The following is a 19,356-nucleotide window of genomic DNA, read 5'->3' as shown; positions in this document are numbered from 1 at the left end:
CAGGCAGGCTGATGACATCCTGGCCGAAACTGATCCCGCTTCTGCTGATGAGCGCGTGCAGCACCCCGGAACTGCCCGAGGCGCAGCGGATCAACGGCGTCGACTGGATTCTTGTCGAGATGGACGGCCTGCCCTGGGGGGCAGATGTGTCGCTCAGGATCGACGGCGACCGGCTGACCGGGGTCGGGCCGTGCAACGCCTATGCGGCGGCGCAGGCGGCCACGCCGCCCGGCTTTGCGGCGCGGGGAATCGAGCCGACCGACCTGCCCTGCGCGGATTCCGAACGGCGCCGGGCCGAAGCCGAGTATATCGACCGTCTGGGCCGGGTCGAGGCGATGCGGCGGGACGGTTCCCGCCTGGTGCTGACCGGTCCGGGCACCGAGATGATTTTCGCGAAACGAGAGGCGCGCGGCGATGAGGTTTTCTGATGTGGCGGTTCTGGGGCTGTTGTTGATGGCGGCCTGTGCGCAGGACGCACCGGGCATGGATGGCAGCTATAGGCTGGTCGATATCGACGGCGCGGCCATTCCCGGCACGGCGACGCTGGAGATTGCGGGCAACAAGATCTCGGGTCAGGGGCCGTGCAATGCCTATCACGGCCAGAACCGTGCCGTCTGGCCTGCGGTCGATCTGTCGCCCCTGGCCACGACCCGGCGCGCCTGCATCATCGAAGGCGGCGAAAGCGCGTTCCATGCTGCGCTCGGGCAGGTCACGACGGCCGAACGCAATGCGGACGGGCTGGTGCTGGTCGGTCCCGACCACAAGCTGCGCTTCACCGCCGAGTAAGCCGGGCCACCAGCCGGTCACGGGCGGCAGGCAGGGGGCGCCCGACATGGGTCCGGGCCAGCCAGGCGTCCAGAAAATGCCCGGTCAGCGCCAGGGCATGCGCCAGATCATCATTGCTGGGCGTGCCGCCGAGCATGGCGGGCAGCCGCAGCAGGCGTGGCGCATATTCCCCCGCCCCTTCCGCCGTCACCGCCCGGCCCGAGGTCGGGCTGACATAGGCCAGCCCCTGCCGCGCACCGGTCACGGCGCAGCTGGACAGGTCCAGCCCAAACCCCATCTCGTCCAGCAACAACAGCTCCCACCGGACATAATCGCCGCCCCAGTCGGCGCCTGCATCCATCGCGTCCCACAGCGCCTCCGAGGCCGCCGACAGACGCGGATGGGGGTCGCGTTCGGGCAGCGCGACGCGCAGCAGCGCCGCCGTGGCATTCATTCCGTCAAGCGCTGCGGCACTGGTCAGCAGCCCCGGCCGGGCGCGCTCGGGTTCGACGGTGAAGGTGCCCAGCTGATCCTCCAGCCGGGCGCGCCATGTGGCCGCGACGCGGTTGCCCGGTTGCAGCATCGCCGCCCTTTTGCGGCTCGCCCCGCCCGGCACCATGCCCGAGATGCGCCCCGCCTCGGACGAAAGAATGTCAAGGATGACCGCATGTTCCCCATGCGGGCGGCGCGCGATCACCGTGCCCGCGCCCCGCCAATCCATCAGAGGGTGAAATCCGCCGCCTGGGCGCCGCTGACCCGGACCAGATCAGCGGGGGCGATGGCGAAGACATGCCGGGGCGTGCCGGCGGCGGCCCAGACGGTGCCGAATTCCAGCAGGCGCGGGTCGATGAAGGCCGTGATCTCGGTCAGATGACCGACCGGAGCCACCCCGCCGATGGCGAAGCCGGTTTCCGCGCGGATCAGGTTCGCATCGGCCTTGCCCAGCGGCTGGCCCGCCAGCAGGGTGGCCTTGGCCGCATCGACGCGGTTGCCGCCGGCGGTCAGGAACAGCACCACATGGCCGTTCTCCTCGCCCCGGAAGATGATGGATTTCGCGATCTGGTCGACCTCGCAACCCACCGCCGTGGCCGCGTCCACCGCCGTGCGGGTATCGCCCATCTCGCGGATCTCGGCGTCCAGCCCCGCATCGCGCAGGGCCGCTTCGACCCTTGCCAAACTCTTGCTCATCGCGCACTCCCGTTTCTTAGGGATTTTGTAAGGGGGCCGGGATGGCGCAACAAGTCTATACGCTGCTGGTGCAGGTCGGCCGGAGCGAAGGCGACGGCCTGCCTGAGGGCGCGACCGGCGCGGGGCTGCTGGTCTATGCCGCCGGCGCGGACGAGGCCGAGGCCGTGCGCGAGACCGTGGCGATCCTGAAACAGGCGGAATTGGCGCCGCTGGATGTCACCGGCTACGGCACCCTGGCCGAGCGCGAGGCCGAAGGCGAGGAAATCGGCGACGAGGACCGCGACCTGATGGCCCGCGCGCTGGCGGAAAACGCGGTGATCGTCGCCCAGATGCAGCCCTTCTTCGACGGCGAAACGGTGAGCGACGCGGACGAGGAGTGAACTCGCCCCAAGATTGTGCGGATTTCCGCCGATGCCGGGGGCCGCGAATCACCCCGTTTTCCTCGGCCCTCGGCTGCGCTATCTTCGCTGCAAATCACCCAAAAGGCAGGGACAGAATGAGCAGCAGATTCACCAAACTCACCCTTTCGGCCGCAGCGCTCGCGATCCTCGCAGCCTGTGGGGCGCCGGTCGGATCGGTCTCGACCGGATCCTCCGTCACGGTGGCGCCGATCCCGGCGGCCTCGCCCGCATCCGAGGCGGGCCTGCAGGCATGGATCCAGTCCTTCCGCCCGCGCGCCCTGTCGCAGGGGATCAGCGCGGCCACCTATGACAACGCCATGCGCATCGCGCGCTACAACCCCGAAGTGATCCGGCTGGACCGCAAGCAGGCGGAATTCTCGCGCCCCGTGTGGGAGTATCTGGACAGCGCCGCCTCGGACAGCCGCACCACCAAGGGGCGCGGGCTGGCACGCACCTATGGCGGCGTGCTGAGCCAGATCGAGGGGCGCTACGGCGTCGACCGAAATATCGTCATGGCGGTCTGGGGGATGGAATCCAACTTCGGCGCCAATCGCGGCAAGATGCAGATCATTCCGTCGCTGGCCACGCTGGCCTATGACGGGCGGCGCGGCGAGATGTTCCAGGGCCAGCTGATCGCGGCGCTGAAGATCCTGCAGGCGGGCGATACCGATCCCCAGCACATGCTGGGCAGCTGGGCGGGCGCAATGGGGCATACCCAGTTCATGCCGACCTCGTATCTGTCCTATGCGGTGGATTTCAACGGCGACGGCCGGCGCGACATCTGGTCGGATGATCCGACGGACTCGCTCGCCTCGACCGCAGCCTATCTGGCGCGCTCGGGCTGGGTGCCGGGGCTGCCGGCGGTGGTCGAAGTGCGCCTTCCCGGCAATTTCAACTATGGCCAGACCGGGCGCAGCAATGTGAAATCGGGCGCGACCTGGGCCTCGCAAGGGGTGGTTGCGGTCAATGGGCGCAGCCTGCCGGCGGGCGGGATCATCGCGCCGGCGGGCGCACAGGGCCCGGCCTTCCTGGTGACCAAGAATTTCATGGCGATCCGCGCCTATAACGCCTCGGACAATTATGCGCTTGGCGTGGCGATGCTGGGCAACCGCATCGGCGGCGGACCGGGCATCGTCGGCGCCTTCCCGCGCGAGGCGGGGGCGCTGACCCATAACCAGAAAGAGGAAGTGCAGCGCCTGCTGAACCGCATGGGCTATAACGTGGGCGAGCCCGACGGCGCCATCGGCGAAAAGACCATGGCGGCCATCAAGTCGTTCCAGCAGCGGATCGGGGTCAACCCGGACGGCTATGCCAATGCGACGCTGCTGAAGCAACTGCAGGCGGCGAGCTGACGACCGGGCGCCTTGCCGCCGGACCCCAAAGGTATTTGGACACTGAAGTTGGGAAGGGCGCGGTGTAGAAGCCGCGCCCTTCTGCTTATTCGTCCTCGTCGTCGATGGCGCGGCCGCCGACCACGCCCAGCGATTTCAGCTTGCGATGCAGCGCGCTGCGCTCCATCCCCACGAATTGCGCGGTGCGGCTGATATTGCCGCCGAAGCGATTGATCTGGTTCAGCAGATATTCGCGCTCGAACAGCTCGCGCGCCTCGCGCAGCGGCAGCGCGGTGATGCGGGGACCAAGCGTCAGGGTATCGGCCCCCTCGCCCTGCGGCGCGCCCTGGCCCTGCAATTCTTCGGGACGGATGGGGCCGTTATCCTCGGCGAGGATCAGCACCCGTTCGATGACATTGCGCAACTGGCGAATGTTGCCCGGCCAGTCCATCGCCTGCAGGGCGGCGGCGCTTTCTTCGGACAGATCGCGGATCGGCAGGCCCTGTTCGTCATGGACCTGCGCCATGAAATAGGCGGCGAGCATCGGGATATCCTCGCGCCGGTCGGCCAGCGACGGCACCGCCAGCGGCACCACGTTCAGCCGGTCATACAATTCCTGCCGGAAGCGGCCGGCGGCGATTTCGGCCGGCAGGTCGCGGTTGGTCGAGGAAATCACCCGCAGGTCCACCCGCACCTTGTCCGAGCCGCCGGCGCGGGCGAATTGCTGTTCGGTCAGCACCCGCAGGATCTTCGGCTGGGTGCCCAGCGGCATGTCCGAAACCTCGTCGAAATAGATCGACCCGCCATGGGCCTGTTCCAGCAGCCCCGGTTCGACGCCGCGATCGGTGCTTTCGCGGCCGAACAGGACCTCCTCCATGCGCTCCGGCTCGATGGTGGCGCAGGGGACGACGACGAAGGGGGCGTTGCTGCGCGGGCTGTGGGCGTGGATATAGCGCGCGGCCAATTCCTTGCCCGCCCCCGGCTCGCCGGTCAGCATCACCCGGCCGTTGGATTTCGACAGCTTGTCGAGCTGGTCGCGCATGCGCTTGAACGCCGCCGAGCCGCCGAGCATCTCCGCCGCCTTCACCTCGCCCCGCTTCAGCTGGGCGTTTTCGCGCCGCAGCCGGTTGGTTTCCAGCGCCCGGTTCAGCACCACCATCAGCTGATCGATGTTGAAGGGCTTTTCGATGAAGTCGTAGGCGCCCTGCTTGATCGCGGCGACGGCGATTTCGATATTGCCGTGCCCCGAAATGATGATGACCGGCACATCGGGATTGTTGCGCTTGACCTGCTTGAGGATGTCGATCCCGTCCATCCGGCTGTCCTTCAGCCAGATGTCGAGGATCATCAGCGCGGGTTCGGCCTCGTTCAGCGCCGCAATCGCCTCGTCGGAATTGGCGGCCGTGCGTGTGGGAAAACCCTCGTCCTGAAGGATATCGGCGATCAGCTCGCGGATGTCCCGTTCGTCATCGACGATCAGAATGTCGCTCATGTCACGTCCTGCTCTTTGTTTTTTCTTGCAATTCGGATGGGGTGGCGTTCGCGGGGAAGGCGCAGTTCAGCCAAGGCACCGGTGCCGGGGGCGTCGGTCAGGGTGAAGCTGCCGCCATGTTCCTCGACGATCTTCTTGACGATGGGCAGGCCAAGTCCGGTGCCCCCCGGCTTCAGCGTCACGTAAGGTTCGAACAGGCGCGAGCGGTCCTCGGGCAGGCCCGGCCCATTATCGGCGATGGTGATGGTGACGGCGTCGTGATCCTCGGCCAGGGCCACGCGGATTTCGGGGCGCCAGCCCTCGGGCGGGTCATCGCGGCATTCGTCGATCGCTTCCGAGGCGTTTTTCAGCAGGTTGGTGAAGACCTGCGCCATCATCGTGGCGTCGCAATCGACCCGCACCGGGGTGGCGGGAATATCGGCGATGATGTCGGCCTTGACGGCGTCCTGTTGCAGAAGAACCGTGTCGCGCAGCAGTTTGGCGATGTCGGTTTCGCGCCGGTCGGGTTCGGGCATCCGCGCGAAACGCGAGAATTCATCGACGATCCGGCGCAGGTCGTTGGTCTGGCGGATGATGACATCGACATAACTGTCGACGGATTCGCGTTCCTCGGGGTTGGGCACGGCCTTGGCGAATTTGCGCCGCAGCCGTTCGGCCGAAAGCTGGATCGGCGTCAGCGGGTTCTTGATCTCATGGGCCACGCGCCGGGCCACGTCGCCCCATGCCGCCATGCGCTGCGCGCTGACCAGGTCGGTGACATCATCGAAGGCCACGACATAGCCTTCCAGCCCGCCATCGGCGCTGCGCCGCACCGCCAGCCGGACCAGCAGGTTTTCCATGTGCCCCTCGCGCGCGAGGCGAATCTCGTCCTGCACCGCCTCGGCCACCGATCCTTCCAGACGCGCCAGCAGCGGGGCGAATTCCGGCACCACCTCGGCCAGCGGGCGATCATGGGCGCGGGCCGGGTCCACCCCCAGCATCCGCACGGCCGAGCGGTTCAGGAAATCGACATCCCCCTCCGCATCCAGCCCGATCACCCCCGCAGTGACGCTGGACAGCACGGAATCGAACAGGCGGCGCTGTTCGTCGCTGGCGCGATGGCTCTGGACCAGTTCCTCGCGCTGCTGTTTCAGTTGGCGGGTCATGCGGTTGAAGCTTTGGCCAAGCGTCTGGATTTCGTCCCCGGTATCGGCCTCGGGAATCTGCAGGTCCAGATCGCCCTGGCCCACGCGCTCGGACGCTTCGGCAAGATGGCCGATGGGGCGCGAAAGACGCTCGGCGAACCACAGCGCCAGCCACATCGCGGCGGCGATCAGCAGCAGCGCAAAGCCAAGATAGACGAGCGAAAATTCGAACAGCACCCGACCACGATCGCGTTCCAGCTGCTGGTATTCGCCGATGGTCTCGCGGGTGTCGTCCAGAAGGCTCAGCAGTCGTCCATCGACATCGCGGGTCACATACAGGAAGCGATCGGCGAGCGGCGGCAGCGCCACCAGCGCGCGGAACTCGTTCTGCGACCAGTCCTCCATCAGGATCACCCCATCGCTGCGGGCGGCGTCAAACTGTGCCGGATCGGGGCGTTCGTACCAGAAATCATAGGAACGTTCGCCACGGGCGTGAATGGCGCCGGCGCCGTCGATGACATAGGCCTCGCGCAGGCCGCGTTGGGTGCGCGCCTGCTGATCGGTCAGGATCAGGCGCAGGTCGCCGTCGTCGATCAGCGGATCGGCCGCTGCCGCCTGACGCAGCACGATGGCGATGGTGGTGGCATCCTCGGTCAGGTCGACACGGTGTTCCTCCTGATAGGCGACGGCGGCGGATTGGGCATTGCCCACCACCTCGCGCACCCGGTCCGAGAACCAGCCCTCCAGCCCGATATTGATGACCACGCCGGCGAACAGCGCCACCAGCACCGTCGGCACCATGGCGATCAGCGCGAAGATGCCGACCAGCCGCGCATGCAGACGCGAGCCCGCCCGCGCCCGGCGGCGCGCGGCGATCATCTGCGCCAGCCGCATCAGCACCAGTCCCAGCAGCAGCAGCAGATAGACGAAATCCAGCACCAGAACCAGGCTGAGCCCGCGCGAGCCGCCGGTGACTCCCACCGTGCCCAGCACGATGACGGTCAGCATCGCCAGAACCGGCGCGGCCATGACAACGGCCAGCGTCGCCACCGTCCGCCAGCGGCGGCGTGCGGTCAGCCGGGCCAGCCGGTCGGCCAGCCGCGAGGCGCGTAGGGATGTCAGGCCGGGTGCCGACATGCTCGTTCTGCTCGGTCCTGCGCCGTTCGGAGCGGCGTCTCTGTTGCTTCGACGCGACGAAATGCGCGTCGCTGTGACCGTTTTACATCACCCGGCGGCGGCGTGTCACCTGAATATTCAGGTCCGACAGTTTCTTGCGCAGCGTATTGCGGTTGATGCCCAGCAGTTCGGCACAGCGCAACTGGTTTCCGCCGGTCGCATCCAGCGCGATTTCCAGCAGCGGCACCTCGATTTCGCGCAGGATCCGGTCGTAAAGGCCGGGCGGCGGAAGCTGATCGCCATGCAGGTCGAAATAGCGCTGCAGGTGATCCGCAACCGAAGCGGAAAGCTGCCCCGCCCCCCCCGCAGCACCGCGATTGGCCGGGCGCCCCGCAGCGGACTGCGCCGGTGTCGCCGGTCCGGGGGCGTCGCGCAACTCTGCCAGCGTCACCGGACCGGCGCCGGTCAGCGCCAGCCGGCGCACCAGATTTTCCAGCTGGCGCACATTGCCCGGATAATCCTGGCCGCGCAGATCGGCCAGCACATCCTCGGGCAGCGGACGTTCGGCCAGGCCCTGCCCCGCCGTGCGCGCCATCAGATGCCGCGCCAAGGCCGGGATGTCGTCGCGGCGCGCCGACAGCGGCGGCACCGCAATCGTTGCCCCGGCGAGGCGATAATAGAGGTCCGGGCGCAGCCGGCCTTCGTCCATGTCCTCCTGCGGGGCGGGACCGCTGGTCGAGACGAGGCGCGGCGCCTCGCCCGCGCCATCGGCCTGTTCCAGCAGCGCCAGCAGCCGGGTCTGGGCGATGGCATCGAAGCCCGCCGGGTTTTCGATCAGCAGGGTGCCCCCCTGCGCGTCCTGCACGGCGCGGGACAGGCTTTCGGCGCCGCCATCGGCCGGCGTCACCACCACCAGCGGCCCGCTGGAGCGGTCGGAATATTCGTGCAGCGCCCGCGCGATGGTGGATTTGCCAACCCCGGCCTGCCCGGTCACCATCACCGGCAGGTCGGCATTCAGCACCTTGGCCACCAGCCGGAACAGCGCCTGCATCGCCTGGGCATGCCCGATCAGTGGCAGTTCGGGATCGGCGCCGCCCACCGAACTCGGGATCGCGCGCGCCTCGGGCACCAGATCGGATTTGCGCGGCCGGCGCGACAGCGCCTCGCGCGAGCGGGTCAGCAGATCCGGCAGATCGAAGGGTTTGGGCAGATAGTCGAAGGCCTCGGCCTCGGTCGCGCGAATGGCGGTGACGATGGTATTCTGGGCCGAGATGACGATCACCGGCAGGTCCGGGCGCATCCGGCGAATGGCCGGAATGGTCTCGATACCATTGCCGTCGGGCATCATCACGTCGGTCACAACCAGATCGCCGCGTCCCTCCTCGACCCATTTCAGCAGCTGCTGCAGGCTGCCGGTGGCATGAACGCGGCACCCCGCCCGGCTGAGCGCCTGCGTCAGCACCGTGCGGATGCTGCGGTCGTCGTCGGCGATCAGGATGGTTCCGTCCATGGGGTCAAGCCTTCGGTAATGAAATGCGGAAAACGGTGCGACCGGGGCGCGAATCCACCCGCAGCCAGCCGCCGTGGTCGGTGACGATCTTCGACACCAGCGCCAGCCCCAGCCCGGTGCCGTTTTCGCGGCCCGAGACGAAGGGCTCGAAGATCTGGCCGGCGATGCCTTCGGGGATGCCAGGACCGTCATCCTCGATCTCGATCTGCAGCGGCAGCACGCGGCCTTGCGGGCTGGTCTCGCTGCGGTCGACGCGCAGGGCGCCGTCATAGAAGCTGTGGATGCGGATGGTGCGCCCGCCGGTGCCTTCGGCCTGTCCACGGGCCAGTGCCTCGGTCGCGTTCTTCAGCAGGTTCAGCGCCACCTGCATCAGTTGGTCGTCATCACCCAGAGCGTCGGGCAGCGAGGGGTCGTATTCGGTTATGACCTCGACATTGCGCGCAAATCCCAGTTCGGCCGAGCGGCGGGCACGTTCGAGGATGTCGTGAAGATTGACCGGCCGCAGATCGGGCGCGGTGGTGTCGCCGAAGCGTTCCACCTGATCCAGCAAGGCCACGATCCGCCGCGATTCTTCGACGATGAGATCGGTGAACTCGCGATCCTCCTCGGTCGCGTTCATCGACAGAAGCTGCGCCGCCCCGCGAATGCCGGCAAGGGGGTTCTTGATTTCGTGGGCCAGCATCTCGGCCATGCCGATCGCCTGACGGGCGGCCTTGCGGGCGGCGTGGCCCGGCTCCATCCGCTCGGCCGGTTCGGTCGGCGCGATCAGCACGGTGACGCCGCCCGCCAGCGCCTCGGGCGCGGGACCCAGATGGATGTCGCCGAAACGCGGCTGGTGCCCGCCCGAGCGGTCGCCCAGATCAAAGCGGACGCGCGGCAAGCCAAGCGCGCCCTGCGCCAGTCGCACCCGGTCGATCAGCGGACAGATCGGCGGATCGATGCGCAGGCGGGACTGGATCACCTCCTCGTCCAGGCGATGGCCAAGGGCGGTGCGGCGCGACAGGTTCAGCCACAGTTCGGCCGCGTCATTCACCCCCACCAGCCGGTTATGCCCGTCCAGCATCAGCCCCGGCAGCGGCAGCGCATCGAAGCTGGGACCGGGGGCGAAGGCGGGAACGACATTCATGCCGCGGCCCTGTTTTCCGGGCCGGGCGCATCGGCGAAGATGCTGCGGATCAGGCGCAGCGTTTCCGCCGGACTGGGGGCGCGGAACAGCAGCTCGCGACCAGTGGCGCCCGTCGCCTCGGCATACCAGCCCAGATGCTTGCGCGCCACGCGCAGGCCCGGATCGGTGCCATAGAAGGACATCATGTCTTCGTAATGCCCGGCCACCAGATCGGCGAGCGCCTGGCCTTCCGGGACCACCGGCGCAGGCGTGCCGTAAAGCTGATGCGCGATCTGCGCCAGCCGCCAGGGCGCCCCCTGCGCGCCGCGCCCGACCATCACCGCCTCGGCACCCGAGGCCGCAAGCGCCGCCCGCGCGCTGCCCACATCGACGATATCGCCGTTGACGACCAGCGGCGGCCGGCCGGGCAGGTTCGCCACCCCCCGCACCGCCGCCCAATCGGCGCTGCCGGTATAGAACTGCGCCCGCGTGCGTCCGTGGACGGTCAGCATCCGCACCCCCGCATCGCGCGCCCGCGCCGAAAGCTCGGCCGCGTTCAGGCAATCGCCGTCCCAGCCCAGCCGCATCTTCAGCGTCACCGGCAGATCAACCGCCGCCACGACGGCGTCGATCAGCCCGAGCGCGTGGTCGAGGTCGCGCATCAGCGCCGCCCCCGACAACCCGCCCGTCACCTTCTTGGCCGGGCAGCCCATGTTGATATCGACGATCCGCGCACCCATTCCGGCGACGATCCGCGCTGTTTCCGCCATCGGCCCGGCCTCGCGCCCGGCGATCTGGACCGAAACCGGCGTCGCGCCCTCGGTCAGTGCCCGCGCCCGGACCGAGGCTTTGGGCGAGGGCCGGGCCGTCACCATCTCGCTTGAGGCGACCATCTCGCTCACCACCAGCCCGGCGCCAAAGCGCGCCACCGCGCGGCGGAACGGCAGGTCGGTGATGCCGGCCATCGGCGCCAGGAAAACCGGTGCGCCAAGCGTCACCGCCCCCAGCCGGATCGCGTCCGGCAGGTGGAGTGCGGGGCTATTTTCATCGGTTTTCTGCATCGTCATCATTATTGCCTTATGCCTTCCAGAATGCGCGGCTGCGGTTTTCTCAAGCAGATTGGGGCGGAGTGGCGCGGAAAAACCGCAGCGCTTGCCCATATAATAGGCACATAACCGCCCATTGACTAGAATATCAGCGGATCACGACTGCCTTCGGCGCCTGCGATTTGCCGCGATCAGGCGCGACGCTTGCCGGGTCAGGGGGCGATGGGTTATTGCAGGGCCAATTTGCACGCTCCGATCCGGGTCGGATACAGGATCGGCGCCCGCCGCCCAAGTCCGATATGACCCCAAACAGAATGAAGGACAGCTCGATGAAACTCCGTCTCGCCCTGGTGCTGCTGCCGCTGGCGCTGGCAGCCTGTGACGAACAGGCCATGAAAGACCTGCGCATGCCCTGGGACAAGCCGCTGGACGCGACCCCGGCCGCGACCACACCGCCGGTCGATCCGATGAAGACGCCGCTGGTCGATCCGGCCGTGTCCCCGCGCGATGTCCCGATCGAGACCGCCGGCGATCAGAAGGCCGTGGCCACCGCCGAATCCGAGACGCTGAACACCGCCGCCTTCGTCGCCCGCGGCAACGAACCCTTCTGGCGTATCGACGTCGCCGCGGGCACCGCCAAATACCAGACCCCGGAAAACCAGAAGGGCCGCAATATCAAGGTCAACCGATTGGTCTATGCTGGGGGCGTCGAATATATCGGCGTGCTGGACGGGGCGCCCTTCTCGCTGAACATCAACGGCAAGGATTGCGTCGACAACATGTCGGGCGAGAAATTCCCGATGACGGCATCGCTGCGGATCGGCTCGCGCACAACCAGCGGTTGCGCAAGCCCGGCAGAAGTCGCCCCTGCCGCTACGGCATCGGCCCCGGCCGCCGCTGACAAATCCCCGGCTTCGAAGCCCGCACGCAGCTGATATCGCGGCATAATCCGGCCCCACTTCCGGGGCCGGCCTTTCTGCGCGCAGGCAGCAGAGCAACAGGTTGCGAAATCCCGCCGCAATCGGGCCACCTGCCATTGGCGCGACCGGGGCACGGCCCTATAGTCCCCGCAACAAAAAAGATGCCGAGGAACCATTCATGCGCCGCTTCCGCCCGCTGCTACTGACCTCTACCGCGCTGCTGTCCGCTTCGGTGACGGCCGTGGGGGTCGCCGCGCCCACATTCGGGCAGACCCTGAACAGCTACGGCATGCCCGGCGCGATCGATACCCCTACCGCCGTCGCCCCGCCCGAGGGCGAGCTGTCGGCGACCGTCAGCAACAGCGATTACGGCCGCCGCGTCACGCTGAGCTTCCAGCCGGTGCCGCGCCTGACCACGGCGCTGCGCTATGCGAAGATCGACGGTATCGATCCCAAGCGCGACGCGCTGTACGACCGCAGCTTCGACCTGCAGTTCCAGCTGCTGAACGAACAGCCGGGCTGGCAGCCTTCGCTGGCGATCGGTCTGCGCGATTTCATGGGCACGGGCGTCTATTCGGGCGAATACCTGGTTGCCACCAAGACCGTCACCCCGCGGGTGCGGGTCTCGGCGGGGATCGGCTGGGGCCGGCTGGCGGGAGCGTGGCGGCGCACCGACTACACCGACGAAGGCGGCAAGCCGAATGTCGACGACTGGTTCACCGGCAGCGCCAAGCCCTTCGCCTCGGTCGAGTGGCAGGCCACGGACAACCTGTCGGTGCTGGCCGAATATTCCTATGACGACTACCTCCCCGAGGTCGAGGGCGGTGCCGATGAGGTCGACAGCAAGCTGAATCTCGGCATCAATTACCGTATCGGCGACACCTATCAACTGGGCGCCTATACCATCGGCGGCAAGACCTTCGGCATCAAGGGCACGGTGGCGCTGAACGCCCGCAAATCTGCCTTCCCTTCCGGCCTGGAACCGGCGCCAGCGCCGGTGCGCCCGCGCCCGGCGCCTTCGGCCGATCCCGAGGGCTGGTCGGGCGCATGGTCCGCCGATCCGACCGCGCAGCCCGCCATCCAGACCGCGCTGAGCAAGGCGCTGAAGGGCGAGGGTCAGGTGCTGGAATCGATGGCGCTGTCGTCCAATCGGGCCGAGGTCCGCATCCGCAACCTGCGCTATAACATGCAGGCCGAGGCCATTGGCCGCACCGCACGACTGATGACCCGCGCGCTGCCGCCCTCGGTCGAGACCTTCGTGATCACCTCGATGGAAAACGGGCTGGCCACCTCGTCGGTGGTGCTGCGACGCTCGGATATCGAGCGGCTGGAAAACACCGCTTCGGCCCATATTGCGCAGCGCGCCCAGATCGTTGACGGCGAGCCGCGCCCGGCCGATCTGGTCTATTCGCCCGGAATCTATCCGAAATTCAACTGGGGAATCAAACCCTATCTGTCGCTGGGGATGTTCGATCCCGACGACCCGCTCCGCTACGAGGTCGGCGCCGAGCTCTCGGCCAAATACGAGATCGCGCCGGGCCTGATCCTGTCGGGTACCATCCGCCAGCGCGCCTTCGGCAACAGCGACCAGAAAGCCCCCGGCAACATGACGCCGGACGAATATGATGATCTCGGCATCGATGAAAACGAATATGGCGTGCCGCGCGTGCGTTCGGACAGCCGCATGTATGCGGGCAATAACCGCCCGACCGTGCCGAGGCTGACCCTTGCCTGGTATGCCAAGCCGACCCCCACCACCTATTCGCGCGTCACCGTCGGCCTGCTGGAACGCGCCTATGGCGGGGTCTCGGGCGAAATCCTGTGGAAGCCGGTCGACAGTCGCCTGGCGCTTGGTGCCGAGATCAACCGCGTGCGCAAGCGCGACTTCGAGAAGGCCTTTGAATTCCGCGATTACGAGGTCACCACCGGCCATGTCTCGGCCTATTACGACTTTGGCAGCGGGATCTGGGGCCAGATAGACGTGGGGCAATACCTTGCGGGCGATGTCGGCGCCACCGTGGCGCTCAACCGTGAATTCGAGAACGGCTGGCGCGTCGGCGCCTATGCCAGCAAGACCGACCTCAGCGAGGAAGAATACGGCGAAGGCTCGTTCGACAAGGGCATAAAGCTGTCGATCCCGCTGACCTGGGCGATCGGGCAGCCCTCGACCCGACGCATCGGCGGCGATATCCGTTCGCTGTCGCGCGACGGCGGCTCGCGGGTGCGGGTCGACGGGCGGCTGTATGAACTGGTGCGCCAGAACCAAACCAACAAACTCTACGACGGATGGGGGAAATTCTGGCGATGACTCGCGTGATGAAGAACGTGGCGGGGCTGATGGCCACTGCGCTGTTGCTGGCTGCTTGCGGCACGCCGAACGACGAAGCCCAGGGCACCATTCTTGGCCAGTTGCGCCAGGCCGTCGGCCCGACGGTGACCCGCGCCACCGGTCGCGGCGCCGAGGCCCCGGCTGCCGCCGCAGCGCCCCTCAGCGCCGATGAAATGGCCGCACGCGCGCTTGCCGCCAACCCGGCCCCGCTGATCCTGGTCGGGCTGGAAAGCAGCGGCGCCACCCAGGTCATGGCCATGGTGGGCGACAATAGCGGCATGCGCACCTACATGACCCCGAACGAGCAGGCCCTGATCATCCGCGGCGGGATGCTGACCGGCACCAAGGGGCTGGGACATGATCTGTCCGTGGCCGAGGTCGACAATGTTGCCGCCCTGATCCGGTCGCGCCGCGCCGGTCAGACGACGCGGATCAACCGCTATCTGGGCGGCGACGGGGTTGAGCGCCCGCTGCAGATGACCTGCACCGTCGCCATCGGCGGCGGCAAGGGCTTCGCCTTCGCCGGCACCAGCTGGAACGCCACGCAGGTGGTCGAGACCTGCGAGGGTGGCGGCGTCGAGGTGCAGAACTCCTATCTGGTCAGCGCTTCGGGGCAGATCCCCGTTTCACGCCAGTGGATCAGCCCGGCGCTCGGCTATGTGACGATCCAGACCATCCGCCCCTGATCGTCGGGACGCGATGCACCCATGACGCCCGGCCTCAGCGGTCGGGCGTTTTTTTGTGACCGGGGGAGGCCAGCACCCGGCGCTGACCCGGCCGGAGGAACAATGGAAAAGGGCTGGCGAAGCGCCAGCCCTTCCAAATCAAGTCCTTGCGGACAATGATTAGTTGGTCGAGTCGTCATCATCATCGTCGTCGTCCGAAGCGACGGCGGCGATGACGCCCAGCAGCAGCAGAGCCGGGACAACCAGGCCAGCGTTCGACGAAGCCGGTTTGGCGGCGTCAACGACGACGGGCTCGACTTCCACGACGGGGGCAACGTAGCCACCGGCCAGAGCCGAGGAAGCGGTCAGGCCGAGGGCCAGTGCGAAGGTAGCAAATTTGGTCATGATCATGCTCCGTTAGGTCTTGTTGAAAGCTGCCGTATCCAGCAACATCGAGGCGACAGTCTCACAATCCGCGGGGCTTTGAAAGCCGGATTAATTCCCTTGCCGCGCGGGTTTGCCCCGACTGTTGCATATTTCACAACACCTTCCGAGGGATAGGGTTCCCCCCGTGATTGGCGCTCTGAAAGGCCCTGTGGCAGTTATGCCAGCCCCCGCCTGAGAGGCAGCAAACACAGGAATATCGCCGTCGCCGCGACAATGACCGAAGGACCTGCAGGGGTGTCGGCGTAAAGGCTTGCGATCAGCCCTAGCCCGACCGAAACCGCCCCGATCAGGGTCGCCATCACCGCCATATGCTCGGGGCTGCGGGCGATTCCCCGCGCAGCGGCGGCGGGAATCACCAGCAGGGCCGAAACCAGCAATGCGCCCACCACACGAATCGCGACCGCGACGATGATCGCCATCGCGAGCGTCAGGATCAGCCGCTCGCGCGCGGGATTGATGCCGGCGGCCATGGCCAGTTCCTCATTCACGGTCGCGGTCACCATCGCCTGCCAGCGCCATATCAGCAGCCCCAGCACCAGCAGCGCCCCGCCCCAGACCCAGGCCAGATCCGTCGGCTGCACCAGCAGGATATCGCCGAACAGCCAGGCATTCAGGTCGTTGCGCAGGCCCGGCACGAAGCTGGCCGCGACCAGCCCGACCGCCAGTGCCCCATGGGCCAGCACCCCCAGCGCGGTATCCACCGCCTCGCCGCGCCCGGCGAGATGGGCGACCAGCCACGCCATGACGATCGCCACGCCCAGCGTGCCCAGATAGACCGGCGCCCCGAAACCGAGGCTGAGCGCCACCCCGAGAATGGCCGCATGGGCAGTCGCATCGCCGAAATAGGCCATGCGCCGCCAGACGACGAAACATCCCAGCGGCCCCGCCGCCAGCACCACGCCCAGGCCCGCGAGACCCGCCCGCACCAGAAAATCGTCAAGCATGATGATGGGCGTCCCCGTGGTGGCGATGGTGGCCACGCCCGTCGTGGTCGTGGTCGTGGTGATGGCGATACAGCGCCAGCGTCTGTGCCGAATCGGCCCCGAACAGCGCCTGATATTCCGGCGCTTCGCTGACCGCCTGCGGCGTGCCATGGCAGCAGACATGCCCGTTCAGGCAGATCACATGATCCGAGGCTCGCATCACCACCAGCAGGTCATGGCTGACCATCAGCACCGCCGCGCCGGTCGCGCGCCTGATCTCCTCGATCAGGCGGTAGAAGGCGACGATGCCGGGCTGGTCGAGGCCCTGCGTAGGTTCATCCAGCACCAGCAATTCGGGCCGGTGCAGCAGCGCGCGCGCCAGCAGCACGCGCTGGAACTGTCCGCCCGACAAGCGGGTGATCTGGCGATCCTGCAGCCCGTCGACGCCGGTGCGCGCCAAGGCGGCGCCGGCCTCGGCATCGCTGACACGTTCGGGCAGGGACAGGAAGCGGCGCACGCTCATCGGGATGCGGTCATCGACATGGACGCGTTGCGGGACATAGCCGATGCGCAGGCCCTTGCGGCGGATGACCTCGCCCGATTCCGCCGCGACATGGCCCAGTACCGCGCGCACCAGTGTCGACTTGCCCGAGCCGTTGGGCCCGACCACGGTCACGATCTCGCCCGGCAGGACGTTGAAACTGACATCTTTCAGGATCGGCTGATCCGCCCCGCGCAGGCGCACGGTCAGGTCGCGCGCCTCGATCAGCGGCGCGGGGCGCGTGATCTCGGCCCTCATGCGCGGCCCGCGCAGGCGGCGCAGAGGCCGAGCGCCTCGATGGTGGCGCGTTCGACGGCAAAGCCCGCCTGCCCGGCCGCCGCCGACAGTTCGGCCCGCAGCGTGGCGGCATCCAGTTCGTCCACGGTCTGGCACTCGCGGCAGATCAGGAAGGCCGGGGCCTGACCGTCGGCATGCGCGGATTGGCAGGCGGTGAAGGCATTCAGCCGCTGGATCCGGTGGGCAAGGCCGTTCTCGACCAGAAATTCCAGCGCGCGGTAGGCCACCGGGGGCTGCTTGCCCAGACCTTCCGCCGCCAGCCGCTCCAGCACCTCATAGGCACCGAATGCGCGGTGGCGCTCCAGCAGGATCTCCAGCACGCGGCGGCGCACCGGCGTCAGGCGCAGGCCCCGCGCCACCGCCAGATCGGTGGCGCGGGCCATGGCGGCATCGGCGCAGGCGCTGTGGTCATGGCGTTCGAAGGCGGTTTTCATGTTACTGTATCACATTTCGGTTGACCTGTTACGTTATTACATACATCTTCCAGCCGCATTCTCAAGGAAGGAACCGCGATGCGCCCCGATTTTCTGCTGAGCTTTGTCTTGCTGGGCGCCCCTGCCCTGGCCGAGGTGCCCGCTGTCGTGGCCGACACCCCGGTCACCGCATCGCTCGTCCAGCAGGTGATGGGCGATCTGGGCCAGCCGGTGCTGCTGCTGGACAAGGGGGCCGATCCGCATGATTTCCAATTGCGGCCCAGTCAGGCGCGGGCCTTGCAGGGCGCCGATCTGCTGATTTGGGTCGGCCCGGAACTGACCCCATGGCTGGACCGCGCCGCCACCCGCATCGCGCCGCAAAAACAGTTGCCGCTGCTGCCCGCCAGCCCGGTGAGGCGCAGCTATGGCACAGACGCCGCGCAAGAGCAGGACACCCACACCTCGGCAGATCACGATCATAACGGCCTCGACCCTCATGCCTGGCTCGACCCCCAGAATGGCGCTGCCTGGCTGGACGCGATCGCCGCGCGCCTCTCCGAGGCCGATCCCGAACATACCCCCGCCTATCGCGCCAATGCGACGGCCGCCCGGACGGCGCTGGCGGATCGCGACGCGGCGCTGACACAGTTGTTGACGCCCGCCAAGGGGAGGGCTTTCGTCACCTTCCACGATGCCTATGGCTATTTCACCGACCATTACGGGCTGGCGCCCGGCATCGCCGTCACCCTTGGCGACGCCTCCGCCCCCTCGGCCGCGCGCATCCGCGAGGTGCAGGACCAGATCATCGCCGCCGGCGCCGTCTGCGCCTTTCCAGAGGCGAATCAACCCAACCGCCTGATCGAGGACCTGACCGCCGGCACCGACCTGCGCATCGGGGAGCCGCTATCGCCGGAAGGCACCGAACTGGATGCCGGTGCCGGGCTTTACGGCCAACTTCTCGACCAGCTGGGGCAGCGGCTCACCGCCTGTCTGACGGCCCCGTCGCAATAGCTGACAAAAATACTTTGACATTAGTCGGCGCGTCGCGCAGGTTACTGGCGACAGTTCAGCAAAGGATGCGCCATGACCGCGACCCGCCCCGCCGAATTCGGCCTGACCGGAATTACCGCCGTGAACGGCCTTCCCGTTCACGACGCGATCGATCTGACGAAAGGCGGCAATCAGGCGCTGATCGTTCTGAACGATCAGGTCTATAACCTGCGCGTGACCCGCGCAGGCAAGCTGATCCTGACGAAGTGATTACCCCTTCGGCCGGCGCGGCCCCTTCGGTCCACCCGCCGCACCACCGGGCTTGCCGCCACGCGGCGCAAAGGGACGGCCGCCCCCCGGTCCCTTTCCGCCCGATGTCTTTCCGCCCGGCTTGAAGCCACCGCGCGGCCCCGAACCGGGCCGATCCGACACCCCCCCAAAGCCGCGCGGCCCCGAGGGCTTGCGATCACCATCCTCGCGGCGGGCGAAGGGCTTGCGGTCGCCGTCCTCGCGGCGGGCGAAGGGCTTGCGGTCGCCGTCGTCGCGGCGGGCGAAGGGCTTGCGGTCGCCATCCTCGCGCCGGGCGAAGGGCTTGCGATCACCATCCTCGCGACGGGCGAAGGGCTTGCGGTCACCGTCCTCGCGCCGGGCGAAGGGTTTGCGATCACCATCCTCGCGACGCGCGAAGGGCTTGCGATCACCATCCTCGCGACGCGCGAAGGGCTTGCGGTCGCCGTCCTCGCGACGGGCGAA

20 protein-coding genes and 1 pseudogene are annotated in these 19,356 nt (G+C 67.6%); 9 read left to right on the top strand and 12 right to left on the bottom strand.

From position 1 onward, the window contains the following. Positions 1-11: 11 nt before the first annotated feature. Both H1S04_RS17760 and H1S04_RS17755 read left to right on the top strand, forming a co-directional pair. The gene (locus H1S04_RS17760) at positions 12-428 is read left to right on the top strand and encodes an META domain-containing protein (RefSeq protein WP_181746825.1); all 417 of its coding nucleotides are present in this window, start codon (positions 12-14) and stop codon (positions 426-428) included. Next, on the top strand, positions 415-786 hold the full coding sequence (locus H1S04_RS17755; protein WP_181746824.1) for an META domain-containing protein: 372 nt from the start codon (positions 415-417) through the stop codon (positions 784-786). The genes H1S04_RS17760 and H1S04_RS17755 overlap by 14 nt, the downstream gene beginning before the upstream one ends. Here the strand turns inward: H1S04_RS17755 and recO are convergent. Together recO and H1S04_RS17745 are read right to left on the bottom strand one after the other, a co-directional pair. Beyond that, positions 773-1,486: a DNA repair protein RecO gene (gene recO, locus H1S04_RS17750; protein WP_181746823.1), complete on the bottom strand. Its 714-nt coding sequence runs from the start codon at positions 1,484-1,486 to the stop codon at positions 773-775. The two genes, H1S04_RS17755 and recO, sit on opposite strands and share 14 nt — an antisense overlap. Then, on the bottom strand, positions 1,486-1,953 hold the full coding sequence (locus H1S04_RS17745) for a YbaK/EbsC family protein (protein ID WP_181746822.1): 468 nt from the start codon (positions 1,951-1,953) through the stop codon (positions 1,486-1,488). Before H1S04_RS17745 ends, recO begins: the two co-directional genes overlap by 1 nt. A gap of 41 nt (positions 1,954-1,994) precedes the next feature. Here H1S04_RS17745 and H1S04_RS17740 point away from each other — a divergent pair, with 41 nt between their 5' ends. Beyond that, the gene (locus H1S04_RS17740; protein WP_181746821.1) at positions 1,995-2,333 is read left to right on the top strand and encodes a hypothetical protein; all 339 of its coding nucleotides are present in this window, start codon (positions 1,995-1,997) and stop codon (positions 2,331-2,333) included. 116 nt (positions 2,334-2,449) lie between these two features. Next, a complete protein-coding gene (locus H1S04_RS17735) occupies positions 2,450-3,706 on the top strand; it encodes a lytic murein transglycosylase (RefSeq protein ID WP_181746820.1) in 1,257 nt (418 codons plus the stop codon). 85 nt (positions 3,707-3,791) lie between these two features. Here H1S04_RS17735 and H1S04_RS17730 read toward each other — a convergent pair whose 3' ends face one another. The 5 genes from H1S04_RS17730 to dusB all read right to left on the bottom strand — a co-directional run bounded on the left by H1S04_RS17730 (position 3,792) and on the right by dusB (position 11,099). Beyond that, positions 3,792-5,177 (bottom strand): sigma-54 dependent transcriptional regulator, encoded by a 1,386-nt coding sequence (locus H1S04_RS17730; protein ID WP_181746819.1) that lies wholly within the window; start codon positions 5,175-5,177, stop codon positions 3,792-3,794. Beyond that, positions 5,174-7,438 (bottom strand): PAS domain-containing sensor histidine kinase, encoded by a 2,265-nt coding sequence (locus tag H1S04_RS17725; protein ID WP_181746818.1) that lies wholly within the window; start codon positions 7,436-7,438, stop codon positions 5,174-5,176. The genes H1S04_RS17730 and H1S04_RS17725 overlap by 4 nt, the downstream gene beginning before the upstream one ends. Before the next feature lie 82 nt (positions 7,439-7,520). Beyond that, positions 7,521-8,927 (bottom strand): sigma-54 dependent transcriptional regulator, encoded by a 1,407-nt coding sequence (locus tag H1S04_RS17720; RefSeq protein ID WP_181746817.1) that lies wholly within the window; start codon positions 8,925-8,927, stop codon positions 7,521-7,523. Positions 8,928-8,931: 4 nt separating this feature from the next. Beyond that, positions 8,932-10,053 carry a nitrogen regulation protein NR(II) gene (locus tag H1S04_RS17715; RefSeq protein ID WP_181746816.1) on the bottom strand — a complete coding sequence of 374 codons (1,122 nt, stop codon included), beginning with the start codon at positions 10,051-10,053 and terminating at the stop codon, positions 8,932-8,934. Then, on the bottom strand, positions 10,050-11,099 hold the full coding sequence (dusB, locus tag H1S04_RS17710; RefSeq protein WP_255435690.1) for a tRNA dihydrouridine synthase DusB: 1,050 nt from the start codon (positions 11,097-11,099) through the stop codon (positions 10,050-10,052). The genes H1S04_RS17715 and dusB overlap by 4 nt, the downstream gene beginning before the upstream one ends. 308 nt (positions 11,100-11,407) lie before the next feature. Here dusB and H1S04_RS17705 point away from each other — a divergent pair, with 308 nt between their 5' ends. The 3 genes from H1S04_RS17705 (at position 11,408) to H1S04_RS17695 (ending at position 15,013) form a co-directional block, all read left to right on the top strand. Continuing rightward, positions 11,408-12,013 (top strand): COG3650 family protein, encoded by a 606-nt coding sequence (locus tag H1S04_RS17705; protein WP_181746815.1) that lies wholly within the window; start codon positions 11,408-11,410, stop codon positions 12,011-12,013. A 163-nt stretch (positions 12,014-12,176) separates the two neighbouring features. Then, a complete protein-coding gene (locus H1S04_RS17700) occupies positions 12,177-14,306 on the top strand; it encodes a YjbH domain-containing protein (protein ID WP_181746814.1) in 2,130 nt (709 codons plus the stop codon). Beyond that, positions 14,303-15,013, top strand: a complete 711-nt coding sequence (locus H1S04_RS17695; protein WP_181746813.1) for a YjbF family lipoprotein — start codon at positions 14,303-14,305, stop codon at positions 15,011-15,013. Before H1S04_RS17700 ends, H1S04_RS17695 begins: the two co-directional genes overlap by 4 nt. A gap of 159 nt (positions 15,014-15,172) precedes the next feature. On the opposite strand, the gene H1S04_RS17690 is transcribed toward H1S04_RS17695, so the two are convergent. The 4 genes from H1S04_RS17690 to H1S04_RS17675 all read right to left on the bottom strand — a co-directional run bounded on the left by H1S04_RS17690 (position 15,173) and on the right by H1S04_RS17675 (position 17,634). Further along, positions 15,173-15,397 (bottom strand): hypothetical protein, encoded by a 225-nt coding sequence (locus tag H1S04_RS17690; protein ID WP_370470502.1) that lies wholly within the window; start codon positions 15,395-15,397, stop codon positions 15,173-15,175. A 197-nt stretch (positions 15,398-15,594) separates the two neighbouring features. Next, positions 15,595-16,383, bottom strand: coding sequence for a metal ABC transporter permease (locus tag H1S04_RS17685; protein ID WP_181746951.1), 789 nt, complete (start codon positions 16,381-16,383; stop codon positions 15,595-15,597). Continuing rightward, positions 16,376-17,161, bottom strand: a complete 786-nt coding sequence (locus H1S04_RS17680) for a metal ABC transporter ATP-binding protein (RefSeq protein ID WP_181746811.1) — start codon at positions 17,159-17,161, stop codon at positions 16,376-16,378. The genes H1S04_RS17685 and H1S04_RS17680 overlap by 8 nt, the downstream gene beginning before the upstream one ends. Beyond that, on the bottom strand, positions 17,158-17,634 hold the full coding sequence (locus H1S04_RS17675) for a Fur family transcriptional regulator (RefSeq protein ID WP_181746810.1): 477 nt from the start codon (positions 17,632-17,634) through the stop codon (positions 17,158-17,160). The genes H1S04_RS17680 and H1S04_RS17675 overlap by 4 nt, the downstream gene beginning before the upstream one ends. 78 nt (positions 17,635-17,712) lie before the next feature. Here H1S04_RS17675 and H1S04_RS17670 point away from each other — a divergent pair, with 78 nt between their 5' ends. Next, the gene (locus tag H1S04_RS17670; protein ID WP_181746809.1) at positions 17,713-18,624 is read left to right on the top strand and encodes a zinc ABC transporter substrate-binding protein; all 912 of its coding nucleotides are present in this window, start codon (positions 17,713-17,715) and stop codon (positions 18,622-18,624) included. A 72-nt stretch (positions 18,625-18,696) separates the two neighbouring features. After that, the gene (gene hemP, locus H1S04_RS17665) at positions 18,697-18,873 is read left to right on the top strand and encodes a hemin uptake protein HemP (protein ID WP_181746808.1); all 177 of its coding nucleotides are present in this window, start codon (positions 18,697-18,699) and stop codon (positions 18,871-18,873) included. Here hemP and H1S04_RS17660 read toward each other — a convergent pair. Beyond that, a pseudogene (locus H1S04_RS17660) lies at positions 18,874-19,356 on the bottom strand (RNA pseudouridine synthase); the annotation flags it as partial.

Source organism: Paracoccus sp. S1E-3 (assembly GCF_013868135.1).
Lineage (GTDB): Bacteria > Pseudomonadota > Alphaproteobacteria > Rhodobacterales > Rhodobacteraceae > Paracoccus.
This window is presented reverse-complemented; position numbering and strand designations above follow the sequence as displayed.

What these genes read in the sequence shown, in the direction of transcription:
- H1S04_RS17690 (WP_370470502.1), bottom strand. Translation starts at nt 15,397, where the DNA reads ATGACCAAATTTGCTACCTTCGCACTGGCCCTCGGCCTGACCGCTTCC.
- H1S04_RS17760 (WP_181746825.1), top strand. Translation starts at nt 12, where the DNA reads ATGACATCCTGGCCGAAACTGATCCCGCTTCTGCTGATGAGCGCGTGC.
- H1S04_RS17755 (WP_181746824.1), top strand. Translation starts at nt 415, where the DNA reads ATGAGGTTTTCTGATGTGGCGGTTCTGGGGCTGTTGTTGATGGCGGCC.
- H1S04_RS17695 (WP_181746813.1), top strand. Translation starts at nt 14,303, where the DNA reads ATGACTCGCGTGATGAAGAACGTGGCGGGGCTGATGGCCACTGCGCTG.
- H1S04_RS17685 (WP_181746951.1), bottom strand. Translation starts at nt 16,383, where the DNA reads ATGCTTGACGATTTTCTGGTGCGGGCGGGTCTCGCGGGCCTGGGCGTG.
- hemP (WP_181746808.1), top strand. Translation starts at nt 18,697, where the DNA reads ATGACCGCGACCCGCCCCGCCGAATTCGGCCTGACCGGAATTACCGCC.
- H1S04_RS17735 (WP_181746820.1), top strand. Translation starts at nt 2,450, where the DNA reads ATGAGCAGCAGATTCACCAAACTCACCCTTTCGGCCGCAGCGCTCGCG.
- H1S04_RS17715 (WP_181746816.1), bottom strand. Translation starts at nt 10,053, where the DNA reads ATGAATGTCGTTCCCGCCTTCGCCCCCGGTCCCAGCTTCGATGCGCTG.
- H1S04_RS17705 (WP_181746815.1), top strand. Translation starts at nt 11,408, where the DNA reads ATGAAACTCCGTCTCGCCCTGGTGCTGCTGCCGCTGGCGCTGGCAGCC.
- H1S04_RS17720 (WP_181746817.1), bottom strand. Translation starts at nt 8,927, where the DNA reads ATGGACGGAACCATCCTGATCGCCGACGACGACCGCAGCATCCGCACG.
- recO (WP_181746823.1), bottom strand. Translation starts at nt 1,486, where the DNA reads ATGGATTGGCGGGGCGCGGGCACGGTGATCGCGCGCCGCCCGCATGGG.
- H1S04_RS17670 (WP_181746809.1), top strand. Translation starts at nt 17,713, where the DNA reads ATGCGCCCCGATTTTCTGCTGAGCTTTGTCTTGCTGGGCGCCCCTGCC.
- H1S04_RS17745 (WP_181746822.1), bottom strand. Translation starts at nt 1,953, where the DNA reads ATGAGCAAGAGTTTGGCAAGGGTCGAAGCGGCCCTGCGCGATGCGGGG.
- H1S04_RS17675 (WP_181746810.1), bottom strand. Translation starts at nt 17,634, where the DNA reads ATGAAAACCGCCTTCGAACGCCATGACCACAGCGCCTGCGCCGATGCC.
- H1S04_RS17725 (WP_181746818.1), bottom strand. Translation starts at nt 7,438, where the DNA reads ATGTCGGCACCCGGCCTGACATCCCTACGCGCCTCGCGGCTGGCCGAC.
- H1S04_RS17700 (WP_181746814.1), top strand. Translation starts at nt 12,177, where the DNA reads ATGCGCCGCTTCCGCCCGCTGCTACTGACCTCTACCGCGCTGCTGTCC.
- H1S04_RS17680 (WP_181746811.1), bottom strand. Translation starts at nt 17,161, where the DNA reads ATGAGGGCCGAGATCACGCGCCCCGCGCCGCTGATCGAGGCGCGCGAC.
- H1S04_RS17740 (WP_181746821.1), top strand. Translation starts at nt 1,995, where the DNA reads ATGGCGCAACAAGTCTATACGCTGCTGGTGCAGGTCGGCCGGAGCGAA.
- H1S04_RS17730 (WP_181746819.1), bottom strand. Translation starts at nt 5,177, where the DNA reads ATGAGCGACATTCTGATCGTCGATGACGAACGGGACATCCGCGAGCTG.
- dusB (WP_255435690.1), bottom strand. Translation starts at nt 11,099, where the DNA reads ATGACGATGCAGAAAACCGATGAAAATAGCCCCGCACTCCACCTGCCG.